The sequence below is a fragment of the Streptomyces lomondensis genome (assembly GCF_014651035.1).
Classification (GTDB): Bacteria; Actinomycetota; Actinomycetes; order Streptomycetales; family Streptomycetaceae; genus Streptomyces; species Streptomyces lomondensis.
The window spans coordinates 1,515,387-1,542,218 of record NZ_BMWC01000001.1 but is presented as its reverse complement, the minus strand read 5'-3'; the positions used below and the strand labels follow the sequence as shown (position 1 = coordinate 1,542,218).

Here is a 26,832-nt window from a genome sequence, read left to right as displayed (position 1 = left end):
ATTGGCCGCAGAGTAAGGGAACGGCAAAACCGCCTCGCTCGTTCACCCGGCATGACAGCTATGACCCCCGGCTCGAACATCCCCCTGTCCGCCGCTCGCGTGACGGTGGACGTCGCCGCCCCGGTGCGGCTCGACGTATCGGGCCTGCTGCTCACCGCCGACGGCAAGGTGCGCTCCGACGACGACTTCATCTTCTACAACCAGCCGTCGGGCCCCGGCGTGACGTACCGCTCGGGCGGCGGCTCCGCGCCCGACGCGATCATCGTCGACACGGCCGCCCTCCCCCCGGGCATCGAGAAGATCGTCGTCACGGCCAGCCCGGACGCCGCGGGCCAGACCTTCCAGGGCATCGAGCCGACGGCGACGATCCGCAACGCCGACGACAGTTCTGTCCTGGCCACGTTCACGCCCCCGCAGCTCGGCAGCGAGACGGCCCTGGTGATCGTGGAGATCTACCAGCGCAACGGCCAGTGGAAGGCCCGCGCGGTCGGCCAGGGCTACGCCAACGGCCTGGCGGGCATCGCCACGGACTTCGGTGTGACGGTGGAGGAGCCGACCGCCGCCGCCCCGCCCCAGCCGGTGACCCCGCCGCCGGCCCCCGTGCAGCCGCCGGCCCCGCCCGTCACCGCGCCCGCGGCGCCCCCGGCCGCCCCGGCCACGCCTCCGCCGCCCGCGCCCGGCGCCGGGAAGATCAACCTCGACAAGGGCCGCGTCAGCCTCCAGAAGAACCAGACCGTCTCCCTGATCAAGGGCGGCCGGCCCCTGCTCTCCTCGGTCAAGATGGGCCTCGGCTGGGAACCCGCGTACCGCGGCAAGGACATCGACCTGGACGCCTCGGTCATCGCCTACGGGCCGCAGCGCAACCACATCGACAGCTGCTACTTCGGCAAGCTCCAGATCGTCGGCGGCGCGATCCGGCACTCCGGTGACAACCTCACGGGCGAAGGCGGAGGCGACGACGAGGTCATCACGGTCGACCTCGGCCGCCTCCCCCAGGAGGTCACCGGCCTGGTCTTCACGGTCAACTCCTTCTCCGGCCAGAAGTTCACGGAGGTCGCCAAGGCCTACTGCCGCCTCCTGGACGGCACGACCGGCGAGGAACTGGTCCGCTTCGACCTCACCAGCGCCGAGCCGCAGACAGGCGTGATGATGGCCAAGCTGATCCGCCAGTTCTCCGGCGAGTGGGACATGACGGCCATGGGCGACTTCGTGAAGTCCCGCACGGTGAGGGGGATGGTGAAGCCGGCGGCCCAGGCCCTCTGACACCCGCCACCTCGGGAATGCCCCCCGGCCCACCTGCCGGGGGCACAAGCCCAGCGCTACGATCGCCTCACCGGCAGCCACGACGCGCCCGCAGCCGCCGCACGGCGCAAGGGGCCGTGTCGGGGGGTGTCCGCCCGCAGCGGTTGGCGCGTCAACGGACAGTCAGTCGGCGTCCGACCCCATCGCGCCGTTCCGAGGACGGACACCCCCCGGCGCGGCCCCGACCCACACCCGGCGTCAGGCGAAGGCGCGCACCCCCACAAGCAGTCACAGCCGCCGCAGGCACCCCTCAACGATGCCCCTGCATGCGCCGGCGAGCCCTCAACGCCCCCGAGACCCCAGCCCCTCCGTCAGCAACCCGAGATAACGGCGGATGTGCCTGCCCTCCCCGTCCGCCAGTTCCGACGCCGTCGCCACGCCGTGGGCCAGCCGGAGCACATCGATCGGCTCGACGTCCGGCCGGAGCGTGCCCTCCCGCTGGGCCGCACGGACCAGCCGGCCCGCCGCGCTCCGCACCGAGTCGCCGCAGGCCGTGGCCACAGCCGAGTCGCCCTCGGTGACGGCCGGGCCGAGGAGCGCCTTCAGGCCGCGCATCCGGATCATGCCGACGCCGAGTTCGTACAGCCACTCTCCCAGCGCCTCGCCCGGCGCCCGTTCGGCCGCGAGCGCGTCGGCGCGTGCCGCGAGCGCCTCGATCCGGTCGAGGTAGGCCGCCTCCAGCAGCGCCCGCCGCGTCGGGAAGTGCCGGTACAGCGTGCCGGAGCCCACCCCGGCCCGCTTGGCGATGTCGTCGAGCGACGCCCCTTCCCCGTGCTCGGCGAACGCCTCCACGGCCACCGCGAGCAACCGCTCGTAGTTGCGCCGAGCATCCGCCCGCATAGGCCTGACCTGGGCCATGCAGTCACTCCTCACGAACCGGGGACCCTCTCCGCACCTTACCGAGACGGAGCCCCGCCAGGCCCGGCCGCTCACATCTTCATCGCCCCCGCGGCCAGATCCCGCAGGAAGTGCCGCGCCCCGAACAGGAACACCACGATCAACGGGATGACGCTCATCAGCGCACCGGCCATGACCAGGGCGTAGTCGGCGTTGTAGAGGACGTTCAGGTTCGCCAGGGCCACCTGGAGCGTCACCTTCTCGGGGTCGATCATCACGACCAGGGGCCAGATGTAGTCGTTCCAGATGCCGATGAACGTGAAGATGCCGAGGAAGGCCAGGGCCGGGCGGAACAGCGGCAGGGCGACCGTCCAGTAGAGGCGGAAGAAGCCGGCGCCGTCGATGCGCCCGGCGTCCAGCAACTCGTCCGGCAGCGAGTTCTGCGCGTACTGGCGCATCCAGAAGATGCCGAACGCGTTGGCCGCGCCGGGGATGATCAGCGCCTTCAGCGAGCCGGCCCAGCCGAACTCCGCGATGGTGACGAACTGCGGCACCAGCGAGAGCTGGGCCGGAATCATGTACGTGACCAGCAGCATCCCGAAGAGGAACTTCTTCGCCGGGAACTCGTACTTGGCGAAGGCGAACGCGGCCAGCGAGTCGAAGAACAGCACGAGCACGGTGCCGACCACGGCGACCACGACCGTGTTGAACAGCGAGCCGAAGAAGTCGATGGTGTCGAGCACCCGGCCCATGTTGTCCAGCAGATGCGGCCCCGGCACCAGCTTGGGCGGGTACCGGTAGATGTCCTCGGTCGTGCCGGAGGCCATCACCACCAGCCAGTAGAAGGGGAACAGCGAGATCACCACCCCGAGCAGCAGCGCCGCCCGGACACAGATCCGGGAGAGCCTGCTGCCGGAGCCGATCGCGAGCCCGGCGTTGCCGGTCGCCCTGTGGTCAGCGGCCATCGCGGGCCCCCTTGCGGCGCAGCAGACCGGCGATGCCCGGCCGGCGGTCGTCGTCGGAGCCGGACACCAGCCGCCAGTTGATGATCGTGAAGATCGCGATGATCGCGAAGAGCAGCCAGCCCATCGCGGCGCCGTAGCCGAACTGGTGCTCCTTGAAGGCCTTCTGCCACAGGTAGAGCACGATGGTCATCCCTTCCTGGCCCGGTCCGCCCGTGGTTCCGACGTCGGTCGACTGGAAGAGCACCTGGGACTCGGTGAAGATCTGCAGGCCGTTGATGGTGGAGGTGATGGCGGCGAACAGGATCACCGGGCGCAACTGCGGCACCACGACCCGGAAGAGGGTCTGCCGACTGTTCGCGCCGTCGACGCGCGCGGCCTCGAAGTGCTCGGTGGGGATGGCCTGGATGCCCGCCAGGAAGATCAGCGCGTTGTAGCCGACCCACCGCCAGATGATCATGAGGGACACGGACGACTTGATGCCCCACTCGGAGGACAGCCAGCCGACCCCGTCGAGCCCGACGGCCCGGAGGACCGAGTTGGCCAGGCCCGCCTGGGCGAAGACCGAGCCGAAGACGATGGTCATGGCGACCATGGAGGTGACGTTGGGGATGAAGTACGCCACCCGGTAGGCGCCTGCGAAGCGGACCTGCGAGTGCAGCAGGAACGCCAGCACGAGTGCCAGGAACAGCATCGGCACCGTGGACAGGAACCAGATCTCGAAGGTGTTGAGCACCGAGTGCCAGAACACCGAGTCCTGCAGCAGCCAGCCGTACTGCTTGAGCCCGACGAAGCGCATGTCCCCGATGCCGTCCCAGTCCTGGAAGGACAGGTACATGGAGAAGACGACGGGGAAGGCGCCGAACACGGCGAACAGCACGTAGAAGGGGGAGATGGCGAGGAGGGGCGGGAGGTACCGTCCGCGTCCGCCCGGAGGGGTGGATCCGGTGCTGCGGGCGAGCCGCCGTTCGCCGGCCGCCGGCGCACCGGCCGGGTCGAGAACCGTGGCCATGTCAGCTCACCCCCAGCCGTGACAGAGTGGTCTCCGCCGTGTGCACGGCGTCCCGCCAGGCCCGCTCGGGGTTCTTGCCGAGCATCTCCACATTGGTCAGCTCCTGGAAGAACGGGGTATTGGCGGTCTCCTCGTAGGGGCTGAAGTAGACGACCGGGGCCTTCTCGGCGGCCGGGCCGAAGACGTCGATGGGCTGCTGGCCGCCGAAGAAGGGGTCGGGCGTGTGCATCGCCGGGTCGGCGTAGGCGGCCGGAGTGGTGGGGAACAGGGCCATCTCCTGGTAGCTCTTGAGCTGGTTGGCCGGGCTGAGCAGCCACTTCAGGAAGGCGAAGCCGGCTTCGGGGTCCCGGCAGTAGCGGGTCAGGGTCACGTACGAGCCGCCGTAGTTGCAGGGGCCGTCCGGCAGGGTGGTCAGCCGCCAGGAACCGGAGGTCTTCGGCGCGGTGTCCTTCAGGCCGTTGATGGCCCACACCGCCGTGGTCATGGTGGCGACCCGGCCTCCGCTCATGGCCGCGTTGAAGTCGGGCGTGCCGTCGGTGATCCGGGCGCTGAGGCCCTGGCGGAGGATGTCCACGGACAGGTCCCAGGCGCGCCGGATGTGCGCCTGGTCGCCGATGAAGCGGTTGTCGGCGTCCACGAACTGCCGGGGGCTCTGGAGCAGCACCTGCTGGAAGACGTTGCCGATGTTGCTCACGAGGTAGGGCCTGCCGGGGCCCTTCGCCCGCAGCGTCCGTCCGGCGGCGATGAACTTCTCCCAGGTGGCGAGCTCTGCGGCGACGTCCTCCGGTTCGTGGGGCAGTCCGGCCTTCTCGAAGAGGTCCCGGCGGTAGTAGAGCGCGGTGGGGCCGGCGTCGAGGGGGAAGCCGATCATCCGGCCCGTCGGGGTGAAGCAGGCCTTCCACTTCCACTCGAGGTACTGGTCGCGGACGGATTCCGCGCCGAGCGTGCGCAGGTCGAGGAACTCGTTCTCGTCGGGGAAGAACGTGGCGAGGTTGTCGTTGTTGACGACCGTCAGGTCCGGCACGTAGGCGCGGGCGGCCAGGCTGGTGCGCACCTTGGAGTCGATGTCGCCGTCCGGGATCTGGGCGCCCTTCACCCGCACTCCCGGCAGGCCGGGCACGCCGCGCGCCGCGGTGGCGAGGAGCTTGTCGCTCAGGGAGCCCTTCCAGTACCAGAGGCTGAGGTGGCCGGTGCTGGCGGAGGCCGAACCCTCCTCGGCGCCGCATCCGGTCAGCGCCGGCAGGCCGGCGCCCGCGCCGCCCAGGGAGGCCCCCAGAAAACGTCTGCGGGACATCGTTCGGTGTTCCATGGGCGCGCACTCGCTTTCCGGGCAGGCCGCGGCAGGGCACAGCAATGCCGCGGGCCCGTTCTCACGGGGATGGGGGGACGCTTCCGGGAAGGGGGGAAGACAACGATGTCGGCGGGCCGCGTTGTAGACGGGCCGACGGTGTCGCGGTGGGGGTTCTGGGGGGCCGTGAACGTTCACGTGAGCGTTGCCGTCGAGTATCGGGGCGCCCGAAAACCGGTGTCAAGGGAAGTGCGCAGCCGATCTACGGGCTCGAAGGAAGCGGACTCAGGCGGACTCGCGGACCACCAACTCGGGCGTCACCCACGCGTCCGCGCCCCGCAGCGGCTCCTCACCCGCGCGCAGCCGGGCCACCTGCTCGACGGCCAGCCGACCCAGTTGCCGCTTGTCGATGTGCAGGGTGGTCAGGGCGGGCTCCACCAACTCGCCCAGGGAGAGGCCGTCGAAGCCCAGCACGGCCAGGTCGTCCGGAACGCTCCGGCCATGGCGGCGGGCGGTGCGCATCGCCCCGACCGCGATCAGGTCGTTGAAGCCGAAGACCGCGGTGACCCCGGGCCGCGCCCGCAGCAGCCGTTCCATACCGGCCTCGCCGCCCGCCACGCTGTGCTCGGGGCACACCACGATCCAGTCCTCGTCAACCGGCAGGCCGAGCCGCCGCACCTGCTCCAGGAAGGCCAGTCTGCGGGGGCCCGGGCCGTGCACGCCGTCCAGCATGCCGATCCTGCGGTGCCCCGCGCGGAACAGGTGGTTCATGCCCTGCTCGACACCGGTGGCGGCGTCGATGCCGACGGCCGCGAACCGGGTCTGCTGCGGGCCGCGCTCCAGCAGCACCAGCGGCACACCCCCGAGATGCCGGGTGAGCACGTCGTCCGGGTCCTTGAAGTAGCCCACGACCGCGTCCGCCTGGTGGGAGAGCACGTCGAGCGCCTGCCGCTCCCGGGCCTCGTCGATACGGGAGTCCCACACCACGACCTGCCAGCCGCGCTGCTCGGCCGCCTCCAGCACGCCCGCGGCCACCTCGGGGAAGAAGGGGTTGCGCAGGTCCGGGATGACCAGGCCCGCCGTCACCGCCCCCTTCTGGACGAGTCCGCGCGCGAACCGGCTCGGCCGGTAGTCCAGGAGCCGCGCCGCCTCCAGGACCCGCTCCTTGGTGGCCGGGTCGATCTCACCCTTGTCGTTGACCGCGCGGGAGACCGTCTGGCGTGACACCCCGGCCAGTCGTGCGACGTCGTGGATCGTGGCCCGGCGCCGCGTACCGTCGGGGCGCTCGGCACCCGGCTCCGCGCGCTGATTGTCCGTCCACACGCTGAGCACTGTATCCGGCACCGGACACCGCCCGGCAGGGGCGGCCGGGCGGGCCCGTCAGCCGTCGAGCTCGGTGAACAGCGTCAGCTGGACGGCGCCCGGGGCTGCGAGCCGGGAGTTCAAAGAGTTCCAGGGGGTGCGCGTCGGCTCGGCGATCACCTCGGCTCCGGCGGCGGCCAGCTTCGCCGTCACGGCGACGGAGTCGTCCACCTGGAAGGCGACCCGGACGTGCCCGGCCACCCGCCGCCCCACCTCGACCTCGTCGATGAACGCGGCGTGGTTCGGATCGGTCAGCTCCAGCGTGGCCCGCCCGGCCTCGAGGATCGTCACCCGCCCGTCCTCCGAGGCGAACGCGGCCCGCTCGGGCAGTCCGAGCACGTCCCGGTAGAAGTGCAGCGCGGCGTCGTAGTCGTCCACCGTCACGACCAGACGGAGTTCCCGGACGGCTGGTTCGTCGGACATGACGGCTCCTCCAGGGCCTCGGGTAACCGCTCACAACCCGCTGACCGGCCGGTTGATTCCCGTACGCCGCCGCCCGGACGGCTAGAACAGGGCGCTGTATGCGTTCAGCGCCGGCTGCCCGCCCAGGTGGGCGTAGAGCACGGTCGAGTCGCGGCCGATCTCGCCCCGGGACACCAGGTCGACGAGCCCGGCCATGGACTTCCCCTCGTACACGGGGTCGGTGACCATGCCCTCCGTCCGGGCCGCGAGCCGCATCGCCGCCAGGGTGGTCTCGTCGGGGATGCCGTAGACGCCCGCGTGATAGCGCTCGTCGAGTTCGACGTCGGCCTCGGTCAGCTCCCGTCCGACGCCGATGAGCCGCCCCGTGCGGTGCGCGATGCGGGCGATCTGGGCCCGGGTGGCGGCCGGTTTCGCGGAGGCGTCGATGCCGAGCACGCGCCGGGGCCGCCCGCCCGCCTCCTCCAGCGCGGCGAACCCGGCGACCATGCCGGCCTGCGTCGACCCGGTCACCGAGCAGACGACCACGGTGTCGAAGAAGACGCCCAGCTCCCGCTCCTGCTCGGCCACTTCGTACGCCCACCCGGCGAAGCCCAGGCCGCCGAGCGGGTGGTCGGAGGCACCGGCCGGGATGGCGTACGGCTTCCCGCCCGTCTCCTCGACCTCCCGCAGCGCCTGCTCCCAGCTCTCCTTGAACCCGATCCCGAACCCGGCCCTCACCAGCCGCACATCGGCCCCGGCGAGCCGGCTGATCAGGATGTTGCCGACCTTGTCGTACACGGCGTCCGGCCACTCCACCCAACTCTCCTGCACCAGCACGCACTTGAGCCCGGCCCGGGCGGCGACGGCGGCGACCTGGCGGGTGTGGTTGGACTGCACCCCGCCGATCGACACGAGCGTGTCACAGCCCTGGGCGAGCGCGTCGGCGACCAGGTACTCCAGCTTGCGCGTCTTGTTCCCGCCGTACGCGACACCGGAGTTGCAGTCCTCCCGCTTGGCCCAGAGGGAGGCACCGCCGAGGTGCGCCGTCAGGCGTTCCAGGGGGTGGACGGGCGAGGGCCCGAAGAGCAGGGGGTAACGCGCGTACGAGGAAAGGGACATGGGTCCTCCTGGGTCGGGGGCTGGGTCGGGGGTTCGCCGGACCGGGGGCTCGTCTCAGTCGGCGAGCTCTTCGAGCCCCCGCCAGATCTCCGCCGTGACGCGGACGGCCTCGGCCACGTCACCGGCCGCGCAGGCCTCGATCAGCCGCTCGTGCAGCCCGGCCGAGCGGCAGCTGCCGCCCTCGCCGAAGCGCCGTCGCTCCAGCCGGCGGATGAGCGGGGTGTAGCGGGCCACGGTCGCGGCGGCCGCGCGGTTGCCGCCGGCCCGGACGAGGACGTCGTGCAGTTCGTCGTCGGCGCGCAGGGCCGCGTCGACGTCTCCGGCTCCCACGGCCGCGGCGAACCGCCCGTTGGCGGCGCGCATCGCCGCGAGGTCCGCGGCGGCCAGCCGGGGCACGGCGACCCGGGTCACGAGTTCGTGCATGGCCCCGACCACGGCGGCGGCGTCCCGGACGTCGGCGGCCACGAGCGGGGTCACCCGGGTGTAGCTCTGCGGCTTGCTCTCCAGCAGCCCGTCGTCGACGAGCCGGGAGAACGCCTCCCGCACCGGCGCCCGCGACAGCCCGAGCCGCTCCGCGAGCTCGGCGTCCCGCACCACCGCGCCGGGTTCGATGTCCCCGGCCACGATGGCGTCCCGGATCACCGCGTACGCCCGGTCCCTGAGCAGGGTGCGGGGCACGGGCCGGATGGCTTCCATGAACTGAAATGTTAGATGTCAGTACGTCCTTCAACAAGGCCCCGGCCAGGACCGTGGCCCGCACTCCCCACGTGGTGCGGGCCACGGTCGCTCAGGCCGCCCAGGGCCAGTCGGCGTCCCGGGAGGCCTCGATCAGCGGAACCATCCGGAAAGCGGCGTCCGAGAGGCCCCCGAAGGTGTGCCGGTTCCCGGTGCCCGACGGGCCGTGGCCCGCCCGGTGTCCGGCGAGGTTCCAGGTGTAGACCGGCACGTCGGCCGGGACCTGCTCGGTCGGGTCGCCCCGGTGGTGGCGCGTGTACTGCTCGTCGGTGACGATCAGCACCCGGTCGTGCTTGCGGTAGTGCCGGCGCACCGCCTCCGTGGTGTCGGTGCCGCCCAGGTCGCCGAAGCGGTCGAGGATCTTCAGCACCGACTCGCCCTCGCGGAACCGCACGCGGTCGCTCGTCGACCCGAACTGGACGAGGTCCGCACGCTCGGCCCGGAGCGCGAGCGCCGTGCCGAAGACCGCCGCCGCGTCGGCCCAGGTGAGCTTCGAGCGGTCGGACAGCCGCGACCAGAACATCGAGCCCGAGCGGTCCACGAGCACCAGGGTCCGGCCGGGCAGCGCGGGCACGCTGGCCAGCGAGTGGCCGAGGGCCCGCTCCAGCGCGTACGCCCAGCGCAGCGACGGCGCGTGCTGGTACGCGGCGAGGTACCGGAAGGGGAACTGCCGCGAGCGCGCGACCTCCGCCGGGTCGCTGATCCGCGCGGCGACCCGCTCGGCGACCTCGTCGGACACCCCGGCCTCGTCGAAGTTCCGCAGGTTGCGCACGAGCGACATGGCGCCCATGGACGGGATCGCGGCCTCCCAGGCCGCCTTGTCCATCGGCCCCTGGAGCCAGCCCGCCAGCATCTCCCACGTCACCCCGGCCTCGGCCAGCCGCTCGGCACCGCCCTCGGAGGTCACGAGCGCCCGCCGCTCCTCGACGGGCAGCGCCATGAGCGCGCGGTGCGCGGTGAGGACGCGGTCGGAGGCGGGCGGCACGGCGGTGTCGGGGTGGTGCCGCCGGTCGAGCGCGTACCGGAACAGCTCGCCCTGCCACGGCTTGTCCGGGTCGGGGGCCGCGTGCACGAGGTTGAGGACGTCGCCGAAGCGGTAGCCCTTGGCGGCGGTGTCGTACTTGAGCAGCGCCTTGCCGTGGTAGAGCCGGCGTACGGCGTCGGCGATGCCGCGCTTGACCGGTTTGGGCACGTTGCGGCCGTAGGTGGCGGTCCAGTACGCGAGCAGCTCGCCGGGCTCGTCGGGCCGCTGGAGCACGGAGGCGACGACCTGCCGGTTGGACGGGCCGCCGGTCGCGCCCGCGTCCAGGCGGGCCTTGACGTACTCGGCGGCGCCCACGACCGAGGCAGTACGCAGGTTGCCCTCGCCGCGCAGCCAGCCGAGCAGGCCGGCCGTCCACTCCGGGTCGGTGACGGCGAGTTCGCGCACCAGCTCGGCGAAGCGGTCGTCGCGGCCGGCGCCGGACTCGTAGAGGGTCCGCTGCCCGACGAAGTTCGACACGGCGAGCAGGAACAGCTCGGAGCGCGCGTCGCGCTCGCGGCCGCGTCCACCCTCATAGGTGCGCAGCACACGTCCCGTGGATGTCACGCGCGAGACGGGACGCGCCCGCGCGGTCTTGCCGTTGAATCGCGCCATGGTGAATTCCCCCGAATTCTTTACAGGTTTCCGAGGGAAGCGCGGCACATGAGAAAGGCGGGTGCCCGAGAACAGAAGTCGGCGACGGACTTATCCGGATGCTCTGCCCATTGAGCTACAGCGACCCGAAGTCGCTGACGGGACTCGAACCCGCAACCGTCCGATCAAATGAAGTAACCGTTGCCTGCGCACCGGGCACCCACCACATGCTGCGCCTCCCGAGATCAAGTCGGCGGCGGCGTCGGATTCTTTGGAAGAGAAGTAGCCGCTGCCATCGCACCGGGAGGTGCGTGACGTTGTGATCTCACTGTAGGAGGCGCGGTACGGGACCTGCGAGCGAATTAATTACCGCTTCTGGCGCTTCCAGGGCCCGGTGATCGCCACCAGGATGCCCGGGTCCTGGATGTTGGCGTAAAGGGTCTTGCCGTCGGGTGAGAAGGTGACGCCGGCGAATTCGCTGTACTCCGGCTCCTCTTCGGTGCCGACGTTCAGGTCGTTGCGGGCGATCGGGTAGGTGCGGCCGCTGTCGGTGGCGCCGAAGAGGTGCGAGACGCCCTCGCCGTCCTCGGCCAGGATGATGCCGCCGTGCGGGGAGACGGTGATGTTGTCGGGGCCGTCGAACGCACCGTCCTTGGAGGGGTCGGGGTTCACTCCGAGCAGGACCTTCAGGGTCAGGGTGCGGCGCTTGGGGTCGTAGAACCAGACCTGGCCGTCGTGCTGTACGGGGCTCTCCTCACGGGCGTACGAGGAGACGATGTAGGCGCCGCCGTCGCCCCACCACATGCCCTCCAGCTTGCGGGCGCGGGTGACCTCGCCGTCGCCGAACTGCTTGCGCACCGGCGTCGTCCGGGCGTCGCGGTCGGGCACGTCCACCCAGTCGACGCCGTAGACGGTGCCGGTCTTCGTGGCGCGGGACAGGTCGTCGACGAACCGGCCGCCGGAGTCGTAGCACTTGGGCGCCTGGAGGACACCGGCGTCGTCGGCGAGCTCGCGGAACTTCCCCGGGCCGTAGGTGAAGCCCTTGGGCGGGACCCAGCGGTAGAAGAGGCCGTTGGGCTCGTCGTCGTCCTCGGTGAGGTAGGCGTGGCCGCGCTTGGGGTCGATGACGACGGCCTCGTGGTCGTAGCGGCCGAAGAACTTCAGGGGCTTGGGGTCGCGGTTGGCGCGCCGGTCGACGGGGTCGACCTCGAAGACGTAGCCGTGGTCCTTGGTCATGCCGTTGACGCCGGCCTTGTCGGAGTTCTCCTCGCAGGTCAGCCAGGTGCCCCACGGCGTGGCCCCGCCCGCGCAGTTGGTGGAGGTGCCGGCGATGCCCACCCACTCGGCGACACGTCCGTCGGGGCGCACCTCGACGACCGTGCAGCCGCCGGACGCGGCCGGGTCGTAGACGAGGCCCTCGGTGAGCGGCACCGGGTGCTTCCAGTTGGCGCGGGGGCCCTTCAGCTCGTGGTTGTTGACGAGCAGGGTGGTGCCGCGCGGGCCGTCGAAGGCGGCGGTGCCGTCGTGGTTGGACGGCGTGAACTCGCCCGACTCCAGCTTGGTCCTGCCACTGTAGGTGATGATCCGGTACGTGAACCCGGCGGGCAGGGCGAGGATCCCCTCGGGGTCCGGGACGAGCGGCCCGTAGCCGACACCGTGCCGGGCGTCCGCCGCGCCCTCCGCACTGTCGGTGTCGAAGGACGCGAGGGCGTTCGGCGCGGTGGCGAGGGCGCCGACACTGCCCGCCAGCGCGACACCGGCACCGGTGATCGCGGAGTTTCTGGCGAAGTCCCTGCGGGTGAGCGACATGGGTGTCTCCTGTGACGGGGGATGCCGTGGAGGGTGGCGAACCTCGTTCGGCGCAACCGTCCCGCCCACATGTGAACGCCGGTTGAACAACCCCCCAGGGTCGCGGGGAACTGCGCGACAAGCCACGACGAACCCGCGCCCGTCAGACGGGATCAACCACCCTGTTGGGACCGCGCCTTGAATGCCGCCTTCCGCGCTTCCTTCGCCACCTTCTTGTCCGGATGCAACCGCCCCATCGCCTCCAGCACATCAGCGGTAGCGGGATGATCGACCCGCCAGACAGCCTCGAAAAACCCACCGTGCTGCCGCGCAAGCCCCTCGACCAACGCCCGCAGCTCCTCGGAATTGCCCTCCGCCGCCAGCTGCGCAGCCACCGTATCGATGGTCAGCCAGTAGACCATCGCCTCCGACGGCGCAGGCACGTCAACCGCACCGTGCTCGGTGAGCCAGACACGGGCCAGGCCACCCAACTCGGCATCGTCGAGCACCTCCCGCAACGCCGGCTCGGCCGAGGCCCCCACCAGCGACAGGGCCTGCTGACACCGCAACCGCCGCAGCGGCGCCCCGGCATCGGAACCCCTTGCCGCCGCCAGCAACTCCCGCGCCGCGGCCAGCGGCTCCCGCCGCTGAAGCCACTGCTCGGTCTCGGCCTGCGCCGCGGCCGGCGGGAACGTGGCCGTGCCGTCGAGCAGCGCGTCGGCCCCCTTGTCCGCGAGGTCCCCGACGGCCGGTGCCTGGAACCCGGCCTCCAGCAGCCGGGCGCGCATCCCGTACAGCCCGAGCGGGGTGAGCCGGACCATGCCGTAGCGGGAGACGTCGGTTTCGTCGAGGGGCGCCGCGGGCTCCTCGTCGGCTTCGGCCATGAGCGCCTCGTCCACGGGCTGGTACTCCACGAGCCCCACCGGCTGAAGCATCCGGAACTGGTCGTCCAGCCGCATCATCGCGTCGGAGACCTGCTCCAGGACGTCGTTGGTGGGCTCGCCCATGTCGCTGGGCACGATCACCGAGGCGGCCAGCGCCGGCAGCGGCACCGGGGCGCCGCCGGACGTGTCCCCGCCGGCGGTCAGCAGGTAGAGGTTGCCGAGCACGCCGTCGAGGAACTCGGCCTCGGCCTCCGGGTCCCAGTCGAGGGCGGAGAGGTCGACCTCGCCGTCCTCGTCCACCAGCCCGTCCAGGTCGGGCACGCTCGCGTCGGCGAGCACCGTCTCCAGGGCCGCGAGCCACACGGCGAGCACGTCCTGCGGGGATCCGCCGGTGAGCAGTGCGAGGTCCCCGCCCGCCCTGACGGTGCCCTCCTCCTCGTCGACGACCTCGACGAGCCCGGCGTCCACGGCCACCCGCCACGCCTCGCTGGCGTCGGCGGCGGCGTCGTCCCCGCTCAGCCCGAGCACCTCGGCGGCGGCCGGCACCTGCTCGTCGACGAGCCCGCCCCCGGCGTCGACCCGGGTGTCCGGCCCGGCCCAGCGGGCGAGCCGGGCGGCCCGGGACAGCAACGGCGTGGACAGCGCGTCGCGCGCCAGCTCCGCTTCGGGGTGCAGCCGCACCGGCGGCAAGGGGGAGCTGTCTGACATCGGCTGTTTCTCCTAGCGGCGCCTCATACGACTCAGCCGCTCAGCCTAGACGGATTTCCACCCATGCCGCCCACTTCATCTCCCCGTCGGGCGACGTACATGGCCGAAACCTTGACAAGTGGCGTGACCAGGCTGGAGATTGACGCGCGTAGAGGTCGGCGGACACTTGTTCACCAGGCCTGCCCCACCGCGCCCGCCCGTCCACCGCCGTCTACGCGCGTCACACCGCCCCGCCCCACAGGTCGCGGCAGCCAGTCAGCCCCACGCACCACCCTCGTCCCGGCGCCCTGTCACGTCCCCGGAGGGAATCCCGTTGCCGAGCAAGTCGTCCGCGCGCCTCGCCGCGCTCACCGTCGCCGCCGCGTGTTCCGCGGCATCCACGATCGTCCTCACCACCCCCGCGCACGCGGAGTCGGTCCGCATCCACGACATCCAGGGCAGCACCCGGATATCCCCGTACGCCGGCAAGCAGGTCACGGACGTGGCCGGAATCGTCACCGGCATACGGACCTACGGATCGTCCCGCGGCTTCTGGATCCAGGACCCGGCCGCGGACGCCGACCCGGCGACCAGCGAGGGCGTCTTCGTCTTCACCAGCTCGACGCCGAAGGGGGTCGCGGTCGGTGACTCCGTCACGGTCAGCGGCACGGTCGCGGAGTACGTCCCCGGCGGCACCGCCTCCGGCAACCAGTCCCTGACGGAGATCACCAAGCCGACGACCACGGTCCTGTCCAGCGGCAACCAGCTCCCCGCCGCCACGGCCATCACCGCCGGGTCGGTCCCCGCCGCCTACGCCCCGGCCGGCGACACGGCCGCGAACGGCTCGATCAACGCGCTCCCCCTCCAGCCCGGGAAGTACGCCCTGGACTACTACGAGTCGCTGGAGGGCATGACCACCCGGGTCGCCGACACACGCGTCGTGGGCGCCACGGACCCGTACACCGAGCTGTGGGTGACGGTGAAGCCGTACGAGAACCGCAGCCGCAACGGCGGCACGGTCTACGGCTCCTACGACGCCCAGAACACGGGCCGCCTCCAGATCCAGTCCCTCGGCTCGACGGCGGACTTCCCGAAGGCGAACGTGGGCGACACCCTCACGGGCACCACCACCGGCCCTCTGGACTACAACCAGTTCGGCGGCTACACCCTGGTCGCGAGCGAGCTCGGCACGCTGAAGAGCGCGAACCACCAGCGCGAGACCACGCGCAAGCAGCGCTCCTCGGAACTCGCGGTCGCGACGTACAACGTCGAGAACCTGGACCCGTCCGACGCCACCTTCGCCGCCCACGCCTCCGCGATCGTGAACAACCTCCAGTCGCCGGACATCGTGTCCCTGGAGGAGATCCAGGACAACAACGGCGCGAAGAACGACGGTACGGTCGCCGCCGACCAGACCCTGACGAAGCTGATCGACGCGATCACCGCGGCCGGCGGCCCGCGCTACGACTGGCGCTCGATCGATCCGGCCAACAACACGGACGGCGGCGAGCCGGGCGGCAACATCCGCCAGGTGTTCCTGTTCAACCCGGAGCGGGTCTCCTTCGCGGACCGCGCGGGCGGCGACGCCACGACGGCCACCGGCGTGACGAAGATCCGCGGCAAGGCGCACCTGACGCTCAGCCCCGGCCGCATCGCCCCCGCCGACGAGGCCTGGAAGAACAGCCGCAAGCCGCTGGCCGGCGAGTTCGTCTTCCGCGGCCGCACGGTCTTCGTGATCGCCAACCACTTCAACTCCAAGGGCGGCGACCAGGGCCTGACCTCCCAGTACCAGCCGCCGTCCCGCACCTCCGAGACGCAGCGCCACCGGCAGGCGACGCTGGTGAACGCCTTCGTCAAGGACATCCTCGACACCCAGAAGAACGCGGACGTCATCACGCTCGGCGACATCAACGACTTCGAGTTCTCCCGGACCACCGAGCTCCTGGAGGGCCGCGGCGAACTCTGGTCGGCGATCAAGTCGCTCCCGCGCGGCGAGCGTTACTCGTACGTCTACCAGGGCAACAGCCAGGTCCTCGACCAGATCCTGATCAGCCCGTCGATCCGCCGCGACTGCGACTTCGAGTACGACAGCGTGCACGTCAACGCGGAGTTCCACGACCAGATCAGCGACCACGACCCGCAGGTCCTGCGGTTCCGCCCGTAGGACGGCCGGTCAGGGCCGGCCGAACCCGGTGTTCGGCCGGCCCACCGCTCAGGGCACGAGCCCGAGGACGTGGTCGTAGCGGCTGACGGAGCCGCTCTCCAGCAGCCCGGGCCAGTTCTGCACCCGCTCCCACTCCTTGGTCGCCGAGCCGACACCGTTCCCCGGCGCCGCCAGGGCATCGATGTGCGCCTGGGCGCTCTCCCACTCGGCGTAGTTGAGGACCCGGGTGCCGTCCGTGCTGAGGTGGAAGTGGGCCGAGATGCCGCCGGGGTGCGGCTCCGGTTCACTCGCCATGGCCTCGAACACCGCGTCGACCCAGGCGCGCTGCCGCTCCGCGTCGGGCCCCTCGACGTGCACATCGACGACCACGACACATCCCGGCACGGGCGCCGCCGCGCCCTGCCTCCCAGCACTGCGATAACGCCGGTACCGCCCGAGCCCCACCCGCTCGATCCCCGGCACGGCGGTGTCGATCTCGTCGACCCGCTCCTGCCGGTGGGTCTTCACGAACGCCTCGTAGGCCTGCTCGTTCCGCCACTGCGAGTAGTGCATCAAGGTGTCCCCGTCGTGCCCGGCATAGACGTGGTACCCCAGCAGATCGCCGGTGGGCCACGCCCGGCGCTCCCAGGCGCGTGCGATGGCCTCCACGGCCTGCCGCTGCCGTTCGGGCGTCCCCACCCGCCAGGTACTGAAGAAGGGAGCACCGATCCGAGGATCGGTGAGATCGGGGTGCTGTTCGGTCCGACGGCTCATGGAACACTCCAGTTGTGTACGCCGACTGCGTCCACACCCCACCTTTCAACCTCGACCAAGCTTGAGGTCAAGCAGGGGTCAGGTGGGTCCGCAGCCCGGCGGAGCGGGGTGCCGCTGCGCCCACCCGTGCCGCCCCAGCGGCACGACTGCCCGCAGCTGAGCGGACCCGCAGCCGCCGGACGACGCAAGGGGCCGTGTCGGGGGGTGTCCGCCCGCAGCGGTTGGCGCGTCAACGCCAGTCAGTCGGTGTGACACCCCATCGCGCCGTTCCGAGGACGGACACCCCCCGGCGCGGCCCCGACCCACACCCGGCGTCAGGCGCTACGCGCACCCCCAGCACACCCGCGCAGGCCGCCGCAGGCACCCCTCACCGATGCCCATGCGCATGCCTCCACCGCACCACCCCCACAGCCACCACGGCCCCCGCAGCCGCCCCAGCCACCAACACCGGCCCCGGATGCCGCATCCCGGCCTGCACAACAGTCCGCACCGGCCGAGGCCCCGCATGCGCCGCCCTGTCCTGCACGGCATGCCCCGCCTGCGCCGCACTGCTCCGCAACTGCACGGTCATCGCCCCGGCCTTGTCCCGCAGATCAGCGGCCCGAGCCCGCGCACGCCCCTTCACATCCGCCTTCCCGGCCAACTCCTCCACGGTGTTGCCGAGTTCACCACGAGTCCGCTCGATCTGCCGTCGCAGCTCGTCAGGGCCCTTCGCCCCACCGGTCGGCTCCGTCATCGATGCGCCCTTTCCCTGATCTCCTCCACATCGGCCCTGACACTGCCGAGAGCCTCCTCAGGCGTCGGAGGCGCAGCCCGGCGCAGCTGCCCCCGCCCCGCCGCGGCCAGCACACCCGCGATCACGAACAGCACCCCGGTCACGATCAGCGCCGCCGCCCACACGGGCAGCACCAGCGAGAGAGCCGCGACACCCGCACCGGCCAGCGCGAGCAGCCCGGCGTACGCGACAGCACCCGCCGCACCGAGCAGCCCACCGCCACGTCCCGCCCGCCGCCCCTTCTCGGCCAGCTCCTCCTTGGCGAGAGCCACTTCCTGCCGCACGAGCCGGGAGAGCTGCTCCGCGGCCTGTCCGACGAGCTCACCCACGGAGTGGTGCTCGTCGCGCACGGCCCGTTGATCCATGGTCCCGGTCACGGTGTTCCGCCTCCTCTCGCAGTTCCTCTCGAAGTAGGACCCCGAGTACCCGGCCGACCCCTCACTACCCCTGCGCCCCGGCCCTCCGCCACCCCGCCGCCCCCACCAAAAAACGAGAAGCAACGCTTACATACACCCTGTAGCAAAATTAAGTAGAGCTACACAATCAGCCTGCCGACACTACTCGCATGACCACACCGGCACCCACCCGCATCCCACCCTTCGGCCGCACCCTCTGCGCCACGATCACCCCGTTCACCGCCTCCGGCGCCCTCGACCTGGACGGCGCCCGACAGCTCGCCGCCCACCTGGTGGACAACGGCTGCGACGGCCTCGTCCTCTCCGGCACGACAGGCGAGTCCCCCACCACCACGGACGCCGAGAAGTCGGCCCTGATCGCAGCGGTCCGCGAGGCCGTCGCCGACCGCGCGTCGATCATCGCCGGCATCGGCACCCCCGACACCCGGCACACCGCCGACCTGGCCCGGGAGGCCGAAAAGGCGGGCGCGGACGGCCTGTTGGTGGTGTCGCCGTACTACAGCTGTCCGCCGCAGGACGCGATCGAGGCCCACTTCCGCGAGATCGCCGAGGCAACCGGCCTCCCGCTCATGGTCTACGACATCCCGGCCCGCACCGGCACCCGCATCGAACCGGAGACGATCCTCCGCCTCGCCGAGCACCCCGGGATCGTCGCGGTCAAGGACTGCTCCCATGACTTCCTGGCCGCCCAGAAGATCCTGGCCCGCACGGACCTGGCGTACTACGCGGGCTGCGACGAGCACAATCTCGCGCTGTACGCGGTGGGCGGCACCGGTTACGTCAGCACGGTCGCCAACGTGATCCCGAACCACCTGCGCGCCGTACTGGACGCGTTCGACGCGGGCGACACGACACAGGCAGCCCGCCTCCAGCAGCAGGCCACCCCGCTCATCGAGGCGGTGATGTCGGCGGGCCTGCCGGGCACCGTCACCACCAAGGCGCTCCTCACCGCACTGCACCTCCCCGCGGGCCCGGTCCGCGCCCCCCTGCGGCCCGCCGACCGCAAGACGGCCGACGTGCTGCTCTCGCTCTACAGGGACCTGCTCACAAGGACCTGATCAGCACGTGATCGGCGGGCAGCATCAGCGCGTGATCTTCCCGGTGCGCACGTCGAGGACGAAGGAGGACGTCTTCCACTCCTTCCCCGCGAACGAACCGGCGGCCCGTATCGCAGGCGTCTGCGATACGGGCCGCCCCGTCGACGTGCCCTCCGGCGGCTCAGTTCCAGGCGTACCCGTCACCGAACAGCAGCGTGTGCTCCAGCACGTCCTCCATCGGGTCGTCGACCTGGCCCGTGTTGATCAGCCCGATTCGGGGGCCGTTGTGCGAGTCCTTGTTGGTCTCGTCGGCGTGCGCGGCCCCCGTCGGCAGCCAGTACACCGCCAGCACCGCGACCGCCCCTACCAGACAGCGCCCCACGGCCCGCCCCCGCTCGTTCCTCATGCCCCGGTCCTCGTTTCGTCGGTTCGGCGAATGATCGGACACTGCGTCCACCCGTTCATCTGCCAAAACCACCGCGAGGTCACGCCGGGTCATCCGTACGGGATCGTCAGTTGTGGCTGTTCTGAATCATGAGCAGGTCAGACGATCAACCCGCCTCAGGGGCCGTTTCGGGGCCGTCATCGGTGCTCTCCGGGTCCCGGAAGACGCGATCCACGGCGGCCCGGGTGCGCGCCTCACTGTTCGGCATCAGGTGCGTGTACGTACGGAGAGTGAAGCTCGGGTCGTGGTGACCCAGGTACTCGCTCAGGGCCTTGATGCTCTCCCCCGCGTCCAGGAGCACGGAGGCGTAGAAGTGACGGAGGGCATGCATGCCGTTCTCGCGTCCGAGCGGTATGCCGGCCGAAGTGAGAGCCGGACGCCATACGGACCGGTTGAAGCGGAACCGGTGGAGCCATTGACGCCGGGCGTTGACGAACAGCAGCGAGGCCGTGACGGGCGGGCCGTCCGGGCTCTTCCACGGCAGGGTGACCGCTACCGGCTCGTGCTTCGTGATGTGGGCCGCCAGCGCGAAGGAGACTGTCTCGGGCAGCGGTACGTGACGTTCCTTGCCACCCTTCGGCGGGCCGAAGATCGCCTGCACTCCGCGTATGAGCTTTACCTGGCGGACTACGTGAACCGTGCCGCTGAGGAAGTCGATGTCCTCAACGGCAAGGCCGAAGATCTCGCCCTGTCGGAGCCCACAGCCAGCCCCAAGGGAAACCATCTCCTGGTAAGCGTCCGGCAGCGCCTTGTACATGGCCATGACACGGTCGAGGGACCAGGGCTTGACCTTGCGCCCGTCGAGGGAGGGTGCGCGCACCGAACGGGCCCTGCACGGGTTCTCCGCGATGATCCGGTCTTCCACGGCAGCCGTGAAGACGGCCGACACGTTGGCGAAGATCGACCGTCGGTAGGACGCCGCACGTCCCGTCTCCTCCAGCTGTCGCATCCATGCCCGAAGGTGCGAGGGCCGGAAGGACGCCATGGGCCGATCGCCGAGGTACGGAAGGGCGTGGACCCTGAGACGAATCTCCACGCTCTCACGAGTCACCGGGTCGATGGTCAGCGCCGCCATCCATTCCTTGGCGTACTGCGCGAAGGTCACCGAGCCCGCAGCCGGGTCGATGTACCGCCCCTGGGACATGTCCGCTTCGATGTTGGACAGCCAGGCTTCGGCCTTGCGCTTCTGCTTGTCCGGGAAGCTCTTCGACTTCTCCGAGCCGTCCGGCGCGATGTACCGGGCGCGGTAGCGGTGGCCGACGCCGAAACGGTCGGTCTTGACCCTGACAGTCTTGCCGTCCGGGCCGGGAAGGGCCTTGTACCAGCGATCCTGAACGTGTCCGGCCATCAGGCAGCAGCCCCTTCCATGCGGGACTTGACCCATGCCTGTACGTCCTGCGGGTCGAACCTGAGATGCCGACCGACCCTGAAGCCGCGGGGCCCTATGTGCTTCCTCCGCCACTGGTAGACGGTCTCGACGCTGGGCAGCTCGAAGAGCTGGACCAGGTCCTCAGGCGTGAGATACCGATCGGGCAGTCGAGTCGGCATGGTTACCACTCCCCTTCATCTGGCAGCGCGGCGAGCGCTTCGCGGGCGGTTTCGCGGTTGAGCTGGAGGTCGCGGGCGATGGTGGCGGCGAGGGCGGATTCGCCGGGGGTGTGGCCATGTCCGGCGTACTGCCAGTCGGCCAGGACCAGGACGGTGTCCGGCTCGCGGTCGTCCAAGCCGAGGGCGGCGTGTTCCTGGGCGGCGCGGTAGTCGGCCCGGGCCTGGCGCAGGGCGCCGAGGGTGGTGGAGTACCGGCGGGACTTGGAGGAGAAGTGGCCCCGGAAGCCGAGCATGTGAGCCCAGGCCCACAGGCGCCGTTCCGGGTAGAGCGGGTCGAGTTCCTTGCAGGCCTCGATGAGACGGCGGGTGTGGTCTGGGACCTGGTGGCGGTCGAGCTCGGCGAGTTCGCCGATGCGGCGGTCCAGGGTGCCGGTGGTCTCGGCGGCCTTGGTGGCGTACTTGGCGACGTAGGAGGCCACGGCCTGTTCGGTGATCTGGGAGCCGTCGCCGAAGGCCTTCACCGGCCGGACGTCGAGCTGCGTACCCCAGCGAAAGGAGCGGGCTGGCTGGTCGTCGGCGACCGGGACGGAGACCGAGGTGTAGGAGTGCGCGGCAGCTGCACGGATGGAATCGGCGAGGAGGTCGACCGTGGCCCAGGCGGGCGGGGCGGTCTCGGGTCCGTCGGGGCCGTCGATGCGGATGACGGCGTGGAAGTGCACGGCTCCGCGCTTCTGGAACTCGGCGACCTTGCCGTAGGAGAGCCGGGCGCACTCTTTCAGCTCCCGCTGGGTGATGCCAGCGCGGGCGGCTATCTCGCGGCGCAGGCGGTTGGTGAAGCGCTGCCAGAGCTGCCCGGCATGGTTGTTGAACAGCACAGCGCCCGCGTAGTCGTACGTCGCCGGGTCCAGGGCCGTTCCCAGGTCGGGGTCATCGGCGCCGTGGCGGATACCGCAGCGGCAGAGGCCACGGTCGGGCCGGTTGTGGACCCGGCCGAAGGAGGGGGCGGTGAGGGTGGCGAAGACGCGCGGGTGGTCGCGGACGGTGGCGGGGATGTCGCGTCGGTCGTCTCCGGCCAGGCCCGCGCGGATGAGGTGGTAGGTGTCGCCCGCGTACGTCCAGGCGCAGGAGGGACAGCGGGAGGCGCGGCGGTTGCCGCATGCGACGCGCAGACGGCCGCCCGGCTCGTTGGCGGTGGTGTAGTGGTGCAGGGTCTCGCCGGTGGTCTTGTCCTTGTGCAGGGTCCAGCCGGTGAGGTGGATGGGGTCGGCGCAGCCGCCGGTGCGGCGGATCTGCTCGTGCCAGCGGTCATAGTCGGATGCCGAAGCCACCCTCAGCAGGTCGCCGAGGGTGGTCGGGTCGAGCAGGTCAGGCACGCGCACCCTCCGGGACGCGGCGGGCCGGGACGGTGCCGGTGCCGTTGCAGGCCCGGCAGTCGACGGTGAGCGTGGGGAGGAGGCCGTGGCGGTCGCGGCTGCCGGTGGTGATGGCGACCGTGGCGAAGCCGTCGCAGTTCGGGCAGATACGGGGCGCGGGTGCGGTGCGATCGGTCATGCTGGGGATTCCTTCCGGTTGCGAGATCGGACAGGGCCGGCGCCCGGAGCGGACGAGACTTGGCGGTTGATGCCGCTCCGGGGGCCGGTCAGCGTCGCTTCGTCTCCGAAGCGAGCAGGGAGCGCAGGACGACGGCGCAGACGGCGACCGAGGCGCCGGTGATGGCGACCGCCAGGAGCATGGAGACCAGGACGGCGCCGACGACCAGGACCACAGCGGTACCGCCGCCGACCAAGGCGAGGTCCGTGCCCGGGGTGAGCTGAACCGTCGGCCGGGACGGCGCGGGGGCCGGGACCGCCGGGGCGGGCTGCGTGGTCTGGGCGGCCGGGACAACGGTGGTCGGCTCGACCACGGCGGGCGGCGTGACGTGGCCGGTCGGCGTGGGCATGGTCGGAATCTTCGGACGGAACATCAGCGGTTCTCCCTTCGGCTACTTGATGAAGGTGTCGATGGCGGGGGCCAGGACGCTGTCGGCGAGGAGGAAGCCGCCGAGCAGCAGGACGGCGATGAGCCAGGCGGGCGGGCGGATGAGCTTGACGCCGAGGTAGCCGACGACGAGCAGCGCGAGCCAGAGCGGTACTTCCATGGCGGAGGCCTCCTAGCGGACCTTGCAGCGGTGGGTGCGGGCGGCGAGCTGGGCGGCGGACTGGCTGGAGTAGTCGGAGGACCAGCCGCACCGGTCGGCGGTGCACACGGCGGCGTGCTTGGTCTGGCCGTGGCGGTCGCGGTGGGTGCCGATCTGCACCGGGCCGATCCGCATCACGGAGTGGAAGTGGTCACGAGCGGGCATGACGGTGTCTCTCCCTTCGAGTCAAGCGAGTCGGGCGGCGATGGCGTTGGCGAGCTGGGGCGGGACGCCGAGGCGAGCGCGCAAGGTGTCGGTGTCGATCGGCGAACCGGTACGGGCGCGGTGGTCGTCGGCGACCTTGCGAGCGTGGTCGACCAGCGCGGCCGGGACCGGCACAGCAGGAGCAGGCACGGCGGGGGCAGGCTCAGCCGGGGCGGGTTCGGCAGCCGGAAGCTCCGGGGTGTCGTCAACGGCCGGGACCGACTCGGGCTCCGGCTCCGGAATCGGCTCGGTGACCGGGGCTGCCGGTGCCGGCGGATCCGGCACCGGGTCACCGGAGGACCGGGGTGCATGGGCGAGAAGCGTGCCGCCGAGGAAGGCGAGGGCGGGCCACCCGGCGACGCCGAGCCGGAGCAGGGCGGGTGGGTGTTCCAGGTCCAGGAACCCGGCGGTGGCGACGTTGGCGCCCAGCGAGGCGAACAGGGCGACGATGAACCAGCACCAGGCCAGCCGGGACGGCCCGTCATTGCGGAGCCGTCGCCACGCGGCAACCAGAAGCAGGTCGACACTGACCGGGTAAGCCCATGCCTTCCAGCCCGTCTGTCCAGCAGCGGCGGCCAGGTCATGCAGGTGGGCGAAGGACAGGGCTCCGGCGATCACGGCCTGAACCAGGACGGCGTCGGGGCGGATCGAGCGGGTCATGTCGTCACCTCCTTCACGAGGGGTGGGCAAAGGACGAGGCGGGATCAGGCAGCGGCCGGGGCGGACTCGACGGCCGGGGCCGAGATCGGCTCAGGACCGCCGAGTGCGGGCCGGAAGGGAGCCAAGGCAGGAAGGTCCGGGACCAGATCGGCGTACCGGTTGCAGGTATTGACGGCCTGCCGAAGCGAAGTGTGCGGAGCTCGGATCCGGGCCCAACCGCCGGTCGAGTCACCCGTGATGGCGACGCCGGGCGTGTCGGTAGAGATCTGGATCGCGGCCAGGACGGCATCCGGTGCGATGTCGCCGAGGGCCATGTTCGCGCTGGACTCGTCGTTGACGCGGTGGGCGGTGCGGCCGGTGAGCTGGGCGCGCAGCATGGTGATGCCCTTGCCGAGTTCGGAGCCGAAGCGCTGCCCGCAGATCTCCAGGTAGATCCCGGCCGCCCGGCCGAGCTGTGCCAGCCGCGCGAGGGCGGTGATGATCCGGTCTCGGCGCTTCTCCTCCTCCCTGGTTGCGAACAAGGCGAGTTCGGCGACCTCGTCCACCAGGACCACGATCGGCACGGGCCGCAGATCTTCCGGCAGGTCCCAGATGTCGGCAGCGATCTCCGCATCCGGTACGTCCGCCGTGATTCGCTGCTCGGCGCGGATGAGCTGGTAGACCTCTTCCATGTGCTCTACAAGCGCGTCGAGGAGCTCGGCGGCGGTGTCCGGGTTGTCGGCCAGCGCAGAGAACCGACGGGCCAGCGGGAAGAGTTCCACTCCTCGCTTGCAGTCGATGCCCACCAACGCGACCCGTTGCGGGGCAAGCGCGGCCACCAGGTTGCGCTGGTAGACGGACTTGCCGGACTCTGTGGCCCCGAGCGTGAGCGCGTGTGGAACAGCCCGGTAGTCCCTGAAGTGAACGGCTCCGTCCTCGCGCAGGGCGACCGGGATCCGCATCGGCCGGGTGTCGCACTTGGCAGGCATCTGCACCCGCTTGAGCACGTCATAGCCGGTCATCCGCACTTCGATCACGCCGGAGCGCAGTTCGCGGGAGGTGACGCCGTACATCGCGAACGAATGCCGCAGCCGATCACACGACGCCGCCACGTCGAAGGCGTCCTGCCCGGGCCGGAGCTTCAGGCGCAGTACCAGGCCGGTCCGGGTCGGTCGTACCCGCAGGATGCGCGGAGCCCGAGGGCCGGGAACGGGACGGTTGGTCACCCGCGCCAGGGCCAGGCGCCAGCGGGGAGCCGGAACGGTCAGGCCGCAGGCGTCCATCACGGACGGGTATCGGAGGAGGACCCGCAGGGTCGCCAGGGTGACGCCGAAGGTCAGCCAGTACCAGGCGGGGCGCCGCCACCGCAGGAGACCCGCAGCGGCGACGACCAGCACCAGGGCGACGGACAGCCAGGTCATGGCTCAGGCCGCCTTCGCCTGCTCAGCACCGGCAGCGAGCGAGGTGACGGCGACCGCACGGAACGCGATGCCGTGGCGCTTCTGGCCGTTGAACTCGTTCTCCCACGGCCGGGCGATCAGCCCCGTCAGCGCGACCGGGGTACCCATCGCCAGCTCGTCCGAGATGCCGCTCTCCGGCACGGTGACGTTCAGGATCTCGACCTCGCCGTTGAGGGCGAACATCACGCTCACCGTCATCAGCTTCGCGCCCGTCTCGGCGTCCGTGGCGATCTCGCCGGTACGGCGGTCACGAACCTTGGGCTCCGGGGTCTGGGCGACCATCACGGTCGCAGTGGAGGTGTCGACGGGAATCTGACGCATCGTCTGTTCTCCTGATCTGAGGGAGTTTTGGAACCGGCGTTCATCGCCGGTGAGATCAGGAGACCGCGAGAGGTGGTGGACGCATCACGGTCCGTATGGACGTTTAGGGACGTCTGAGTTATCGTCAAAACGTCCCCGATACGTCCCACGAGAGGGCACGCCATGGCGAACGAGCGTCTGCGCGCGGCGATTTCAGCGAAGGGCGAGACCATCCAGTCGGTAGCCCAGCACGTTGGGGTCGACCCCAAGAGCGTGGAGCGCTGGATCACGACCAACCGCACGCCGCACCGGGGGCACCGCTGGAAGGCCGCGAGCTTCCTCGGCGTCGACGAGGTCTACCTATGGCCCACCGTCGAGAAGCAGGCAGAGTCTGCGAGCACGTCTGAGCTGATCACGTACTACCCGCACCGGGGCGCCGTACCGGCCGCACTGTGGTCATCGCTGATCGAGAAGGCGAAGGACCAGGTGGACATCCTCGTGTACGCGGGCCTGTTCCTCTTCGACAACCACCCCGATCTACCCTACGAGTTGGTGGACAAGGCCAAGGCCGGAGCCCAGGTCCGGGTCCTGCTCGGCGACCCCGACTCGGAGATGGTCCGCCAGCGCGGCGAAGAGGAAGGCATAGGTGGCGACCTGGCCGCGCGTGCCCGGATCACCCGGCGCTACCTCGAACCGGCGATGACGACGCCGGGCGTAGAGGTCCGGCTGCACGACACGATCCTGTACAACTCGATCTATCGGTTCGACGACGACGTGTTGGTGAACCCGCACGTGCTCGGAGCACCGGCCGGTCAGAACCCGGTGCTGCACTTCCGGTACATCCCCGGCGCCCGCACCTTCCGGCACTACATGCGGAGCTTCGACTACACATGGGAGCGCGGTCGGCCCGCGTAACAACGGC

The 26,832-nt window shown here is 70.9% G+C and carries 29 protein-coding genes; 4 read left to right on the top strand and 25 right to left on the bottom strand.

The genetic code is table 11. The annotated features are described in order from the left end of the window. Positions 1–60 precede the first annotated feature (60 nt). Positions 61–1,263: a TerD family protein gene (locus IE255_RS06730; RefSeq protein ID WP_190049365.1), complete on the top strand. Its 1,203-nt coding sequence runs from the start codon at positions 61–63 to the stop codon at positions 1,261–1,263. A 321-nt stretch (positions 1,264–1,584) separates the two neighbouring features. Here the strand turns inward: IE255_RS06730 and IE255_RS06725 are convergent, their stop codons facing one another. The 11 genes from IE255_RS06725 to IE255_RS06675 all read right to left on the bottom strand — a co-directional run bounded on the left by IE255_RS06725 (position 1,585) and on the right by IE255_RS06675 (position 14,014). Next, entirely contained in the window at positions 1,585–2,160 is a 576-nt protein-coding gene (locus IE255_RS06725; RefSeq protein ID WP_190049169.1) for a TetR/AcrR family transcriptional regulator, read from the bottom strand. Positions 2,161–2,231: 71 nt separating this feature from the next. Next, the gene (locus tag IE255_RS06720; protein ID WP_190049168.1) at positions 2,232–3,104 is read right to left on the bottom strand and encodes a carbohydrate ABC transporter permease; all 873 of its coding nucleotides are present in this window, start codon (positions 3,102–3,104) and stop codon (positions 2,232–2,234) included. Further along, on the bottom strand, positions 3,094–4,113 hold the full coding sequence (locus IE255_RS06715) for a carbohydrate ABC transporter permease (protein ID WP_190049167.1): 1,020 nt from the start codon (positions 4,111–4,113) through the stop codon (positions 3,094–3,096). Before IE255_RS06715 ends, IE255_RS06720 begins: the two co-directional genes overlap by 11 nt. A gap of 1 nt (position 4,114) precedes the next feature. Further along, a complete protein-coding gene (locus IE255_RS06710; RefSeq protein ID WP_190049166.1) occupies positions 4,115–5,407 on the bottom strand; it encodes an ABC transporter substrate-binding protein in 1,293 nt (430 codons plus the stop codon). 279 nt (positions 5,408–5,686) lie between these two features. Beyond that, positions 5,687–6,724 (bottom strand): LacI family DNA-binding transcriptional regulator, encoded by a 1,038-nt coding sequence (locus IE255_RS06705; protein WP_190049165.1) that lies wholly within the window; start codon positions 6,722–6,724, stop codon positions 5,687–5,689. A 57-nt stretch (positions 6,725–6,781) separates the two neighbouring features. Next, positions 6,782–7,186 (bottom strand): VOC family protein, encoded by a 405-nt coding sequence (locus IE255_RS06700; RefSeq protein WP_190049164.1) that lies wholly within the window; start codon positions 7,184–7,186, stop codon positions 6,782–6,784. An 81-nt stretch (positions 7,187–7,267) separates the two neighbouring features. Continuing rightward, positions 7,268–8,284 (bottom strand): 1-aminocyclopropane-1-carboxylate deaminase, encoded by a 1,017-nt coding sequence (locus tag IE255_RS06695; RefSeq protein ID WP_190049163.1) that lies wholly within the window; start codon positions 8,282–8,284, stop codon positions 7,268–7,270. Positions 8,285–8,338: 54 nt separating this feature from the next. Continuing rightward, positions 8,339–8,980 (bottom strand): GntR family transcriptional regulator, encoded by a 642-nt coding sequence (locus IE255_RS06690; RefSeq protein ID WP_190049162.1) that lies wholly within the window; start codon positions 8,978–8,980, stop codon positions 8,339–8,341. A 91-nt stretch (positions 8,981–9,071) separates the two neighbouring features. Next, positions 9,072–10,655 carry a TROVE domain-containing protein gene (locus tag IE255_RS06685; protein ID WP_190049161.1) on the bottom strand — a complete coding sequence of 528 codons (1,584 nt, stop codon included), beginning with the start codon at positions 10,653–10,655 and terminating at the stop codon, positions 9,072–9,074. A gap of 345 nt (positions 10,656–11,000) precedes the next feature. After that, complete coding sequence (locus tag IE255_RS06680; protein ID WP_190049160.1) at positions 11,001–12,443, bottom strand: alkaline phosphatase PhoX; 1,443 nt, start codon at positions 12,441–12,443, stop codon at positions 11,001–11,003. 152 nt (positions 12,444–12,595) lie between these two features. Further along, positions 12,596–14,014, bottom strand: a complete 1,419-nt coding sequence (locus IE255_RS06675; RefSeq protein ID WP_190049159.1) for a hypothetical protein — start codon at positions 14,012–14,014, stop codon at positions 12,596–12,598. 313 nt (positions 14,015–14,327) lie between these two features. Here IE255_RS06675 and IE255_RS06670 point away from each other — a divergent pair, with 313 nt between their 5' ends. After that, complete coding sequence (locus IE255_RS06670) at positions 14,328–16,157, top strand: DUF8508 domain-containing protein (protein WP_190049158.1); 1,830 nt, start codon at positions 14,328–14,330, stop codon at positions 16,155–16,157. Between the two features lie 48 nt (positions 16,158–16,205). Here the strand turns inward: IE255_RS06670 and IE255_RS06665 are convergent, their stop codons facing one another. The 3 genes from IE255_RS06665 to IE255_RS06655 all read right to left on the bottom strand — a co-directional run bounded on the left by IE255_RS06665 (position 16,206) and on the right by IE255_RS06655 (position 18,062). Then, on the bottom strand, positions 16,206–16,910 hold the full coding sequence (locus IE255_RS06665; RefSeq protein WP_190049157.1) for an antibiotic biosynthesis monooxygenase: 705 nt from the start codon (positions 16,908–16,910) through the stop codon (positions 16,206–16,208). A 367-nt stretch (positions 16,911–17,277) separates the two neighbouring features. Further along, a complete protein-coding gene (locus tag IE255_RS06660; RefSeq protein ID WP_190049156.1) occupies positions 17,278–17,646 on the bottom strand; it encodes a DUF3618 domain-containing protein in 369 nt (122 codons plus the stop codon). Further along, positions 17,643–18,062: a phage holin family protein gene (locus tag IE255_RS06655; protein WP_190049155.1), complete on the bottom strand. Its 420-nt coding sequence runs from the start codon at positions 18,060–18,062 to the stop codon at positions 17,643–17,645. The genes IE255_RS06660 and IE255_RS06655 overlap by 4 nt, the downstream gene beginning before the upstream one ends. A gap of 188 nt (positions 18,063–18,250) precedes the next feature. On the opposite strand from IE255_RS06655, the gene dapA reads away from it, so the two are divergent. Continuing rightward, the gene (dapA, locus tag IE255_RS06650; RefSeq protein WP_190049154.1) at positions 18,251–19,159 is read left to right on the top strand and encodes a 4-hydroxy-tetrahydrodipicolinate synthase; all 909 of its coding nucleotides are present in this window, start codon (positions 18,251–18,253) and stop codon (positions 19,157–19,159) included. A 160-nt stretch (positions 19,160–19,319) separates the two neighbouring features. Here dapA and IE255_RS06645 read toward each other — a convergent pair whose 3' ends face one another. From IE255_RS06645 to IE255_RS06595, 11 genes are all read right to left on the bottom strand, one after another. Then, entirely contained in the window at positions 19,320–19,544 is a 225-nt protein-coding gene (locus tag IE255_RS06645) for a hypothetical protein (RefSeq protein WP_190049153.1), read from the bottom strand. 145 nt (positions 19,545–19,689) lie between these two features. After that, positions 19,690–20,931, bottom strand: coding sequence for a tyrosine-type recombinase/integrase (locus IE255_RS06640; RefSeq protein WP_190049152.1), 1,242 nt, complete (start codon positions 20,929–20,931; stop codon positions 19,690–19,692). Continuing rightward, on the bottom strand, positions 20,931–21,131 hold the full coding sequence (locus tag IE255_RS06635; RefSeq protein ID WP_053670795.1) for a helix-turn-helix transcriptional regulator: 201 nt from the start codon (positions 21,129–21,131) through the stop codon (positions 20,931–20,933). Before IE255_RS06635 ends, IE255_RS06640 begins: the two co-directional genes overlap by 1 nt. A gap of 2 nt (positions 21,132–21,133) precedes the next feature. Then, positions 21,134–22,504, bottom strand: coding sequence for a replication initiator protein RepSA (repSA, locus tag IE255_RS06630; protein WP_190049151.1), 1,371 nt, complete (start codon positions 22,502–22,504; stop codon positions 21,134–21,136). Then, a complete protein-coding gene (locus IE255_RS06625; protein ID WP_190049150.1) occupies positions 22,497–22,682 on the bottom strand; it encodes a hypothetical protein in 186 nt (61 codons plus the stop codon). The genes repSA and IE255_RS06625 overlap by 8 nt, the downstream gene beginning before the upstream one ends. Before the next feature lie 88 nt (positions 22,683–22,770). Next, positions 22,771–23,094 carry a SpdD-like protein gene (locus IE255_RS06620; RefSeq protein WP_190049149.1) on the bottom strand — a complete coding sequence of 108 codons (324 nt, stop codon included), beginning with the start codon at positions 23,092–23,094 and terminating at the stop codon, positions 22,771–22,773. An 18-nt stretch (positions 23,095–23,112) separates the two neighbouring features. Then, a complete protein-coding gene (locus IE255_RS06615; RefSeq protein ID WP_104779910.1) occupies positions 23,113–23,268 on the bottom strand; it encodes a hypothetical protein in 156 nt (51 codons plus the stop codon). Positions 23,269–23,280: 12 nt separating this feature from the next. Next, positions 23,281–23,472, bottom strand: a complete 192-nt coding sequence (locus IE255_RS06610; RefSeq protein ID WP_190049148.1) for a mobile element transfer protein — start codon at positions 23,470–23,472, stop codon at positions 23,281–23,283. Positions 23,473–23,493: 21 nt separating this feature from the next. Further along, positions 23,494–24,171: a DUF2637 domain-containing protein gene (locus IE255_RS06605; RefSeq protein ID WP_190049147.1), complete on the bottom strand. Its 678-nt coding sequence runs from the start codon at positions 24,169–24,171 to the stop codon at positions 23,494–23,496. 44 nt (positions 24,172–24,215) lie between these two features. After that, on the bottom strand, positions 24,216–25,571 hold the full coding sequence (locus IE255_RS06600) for an FtsK/SpoIIIE domain-containing protein (protein ID WP_190049146.1): 1,356 nt from the start codon (positions 25,569–25,571) through the stop codon (positions 24,216–24,218). Positions 25,572–25,574: 3 nt separating this feature from the next. Then, the gene (locus tag IE255_RS06595) at positions 25,575–25,931 is read right to left on the bottom strand and encodes an SCO3933 family regulatory protein (protein WP_190049145.1); all 357 of its coding nucleotides are present in this window, start codon (positions 25,929–25,931) and stop codon (positions 25,575–25,577) included. A gap of 162 nt (positions 25,932–26,093) precedes the next feature. Between IE255_RS06595 and IE255_RS06590 the strand changes: the two genes are divergently transcribed. Continuing rightward, positions 26,094–26,825 (top strand): XRE family transcriptional regulator, encoded by a 732-nt coding sequence (locus IE255_RS06590; RefSeq protein ID WP_190049144.1) that lies wholly within the window; start codon positions 26,094–26,096, stop codon positions 26,823–26,825. The last annotated feature ends 7 nt before the right edge of the window (positions 26,826–26,832 follow it).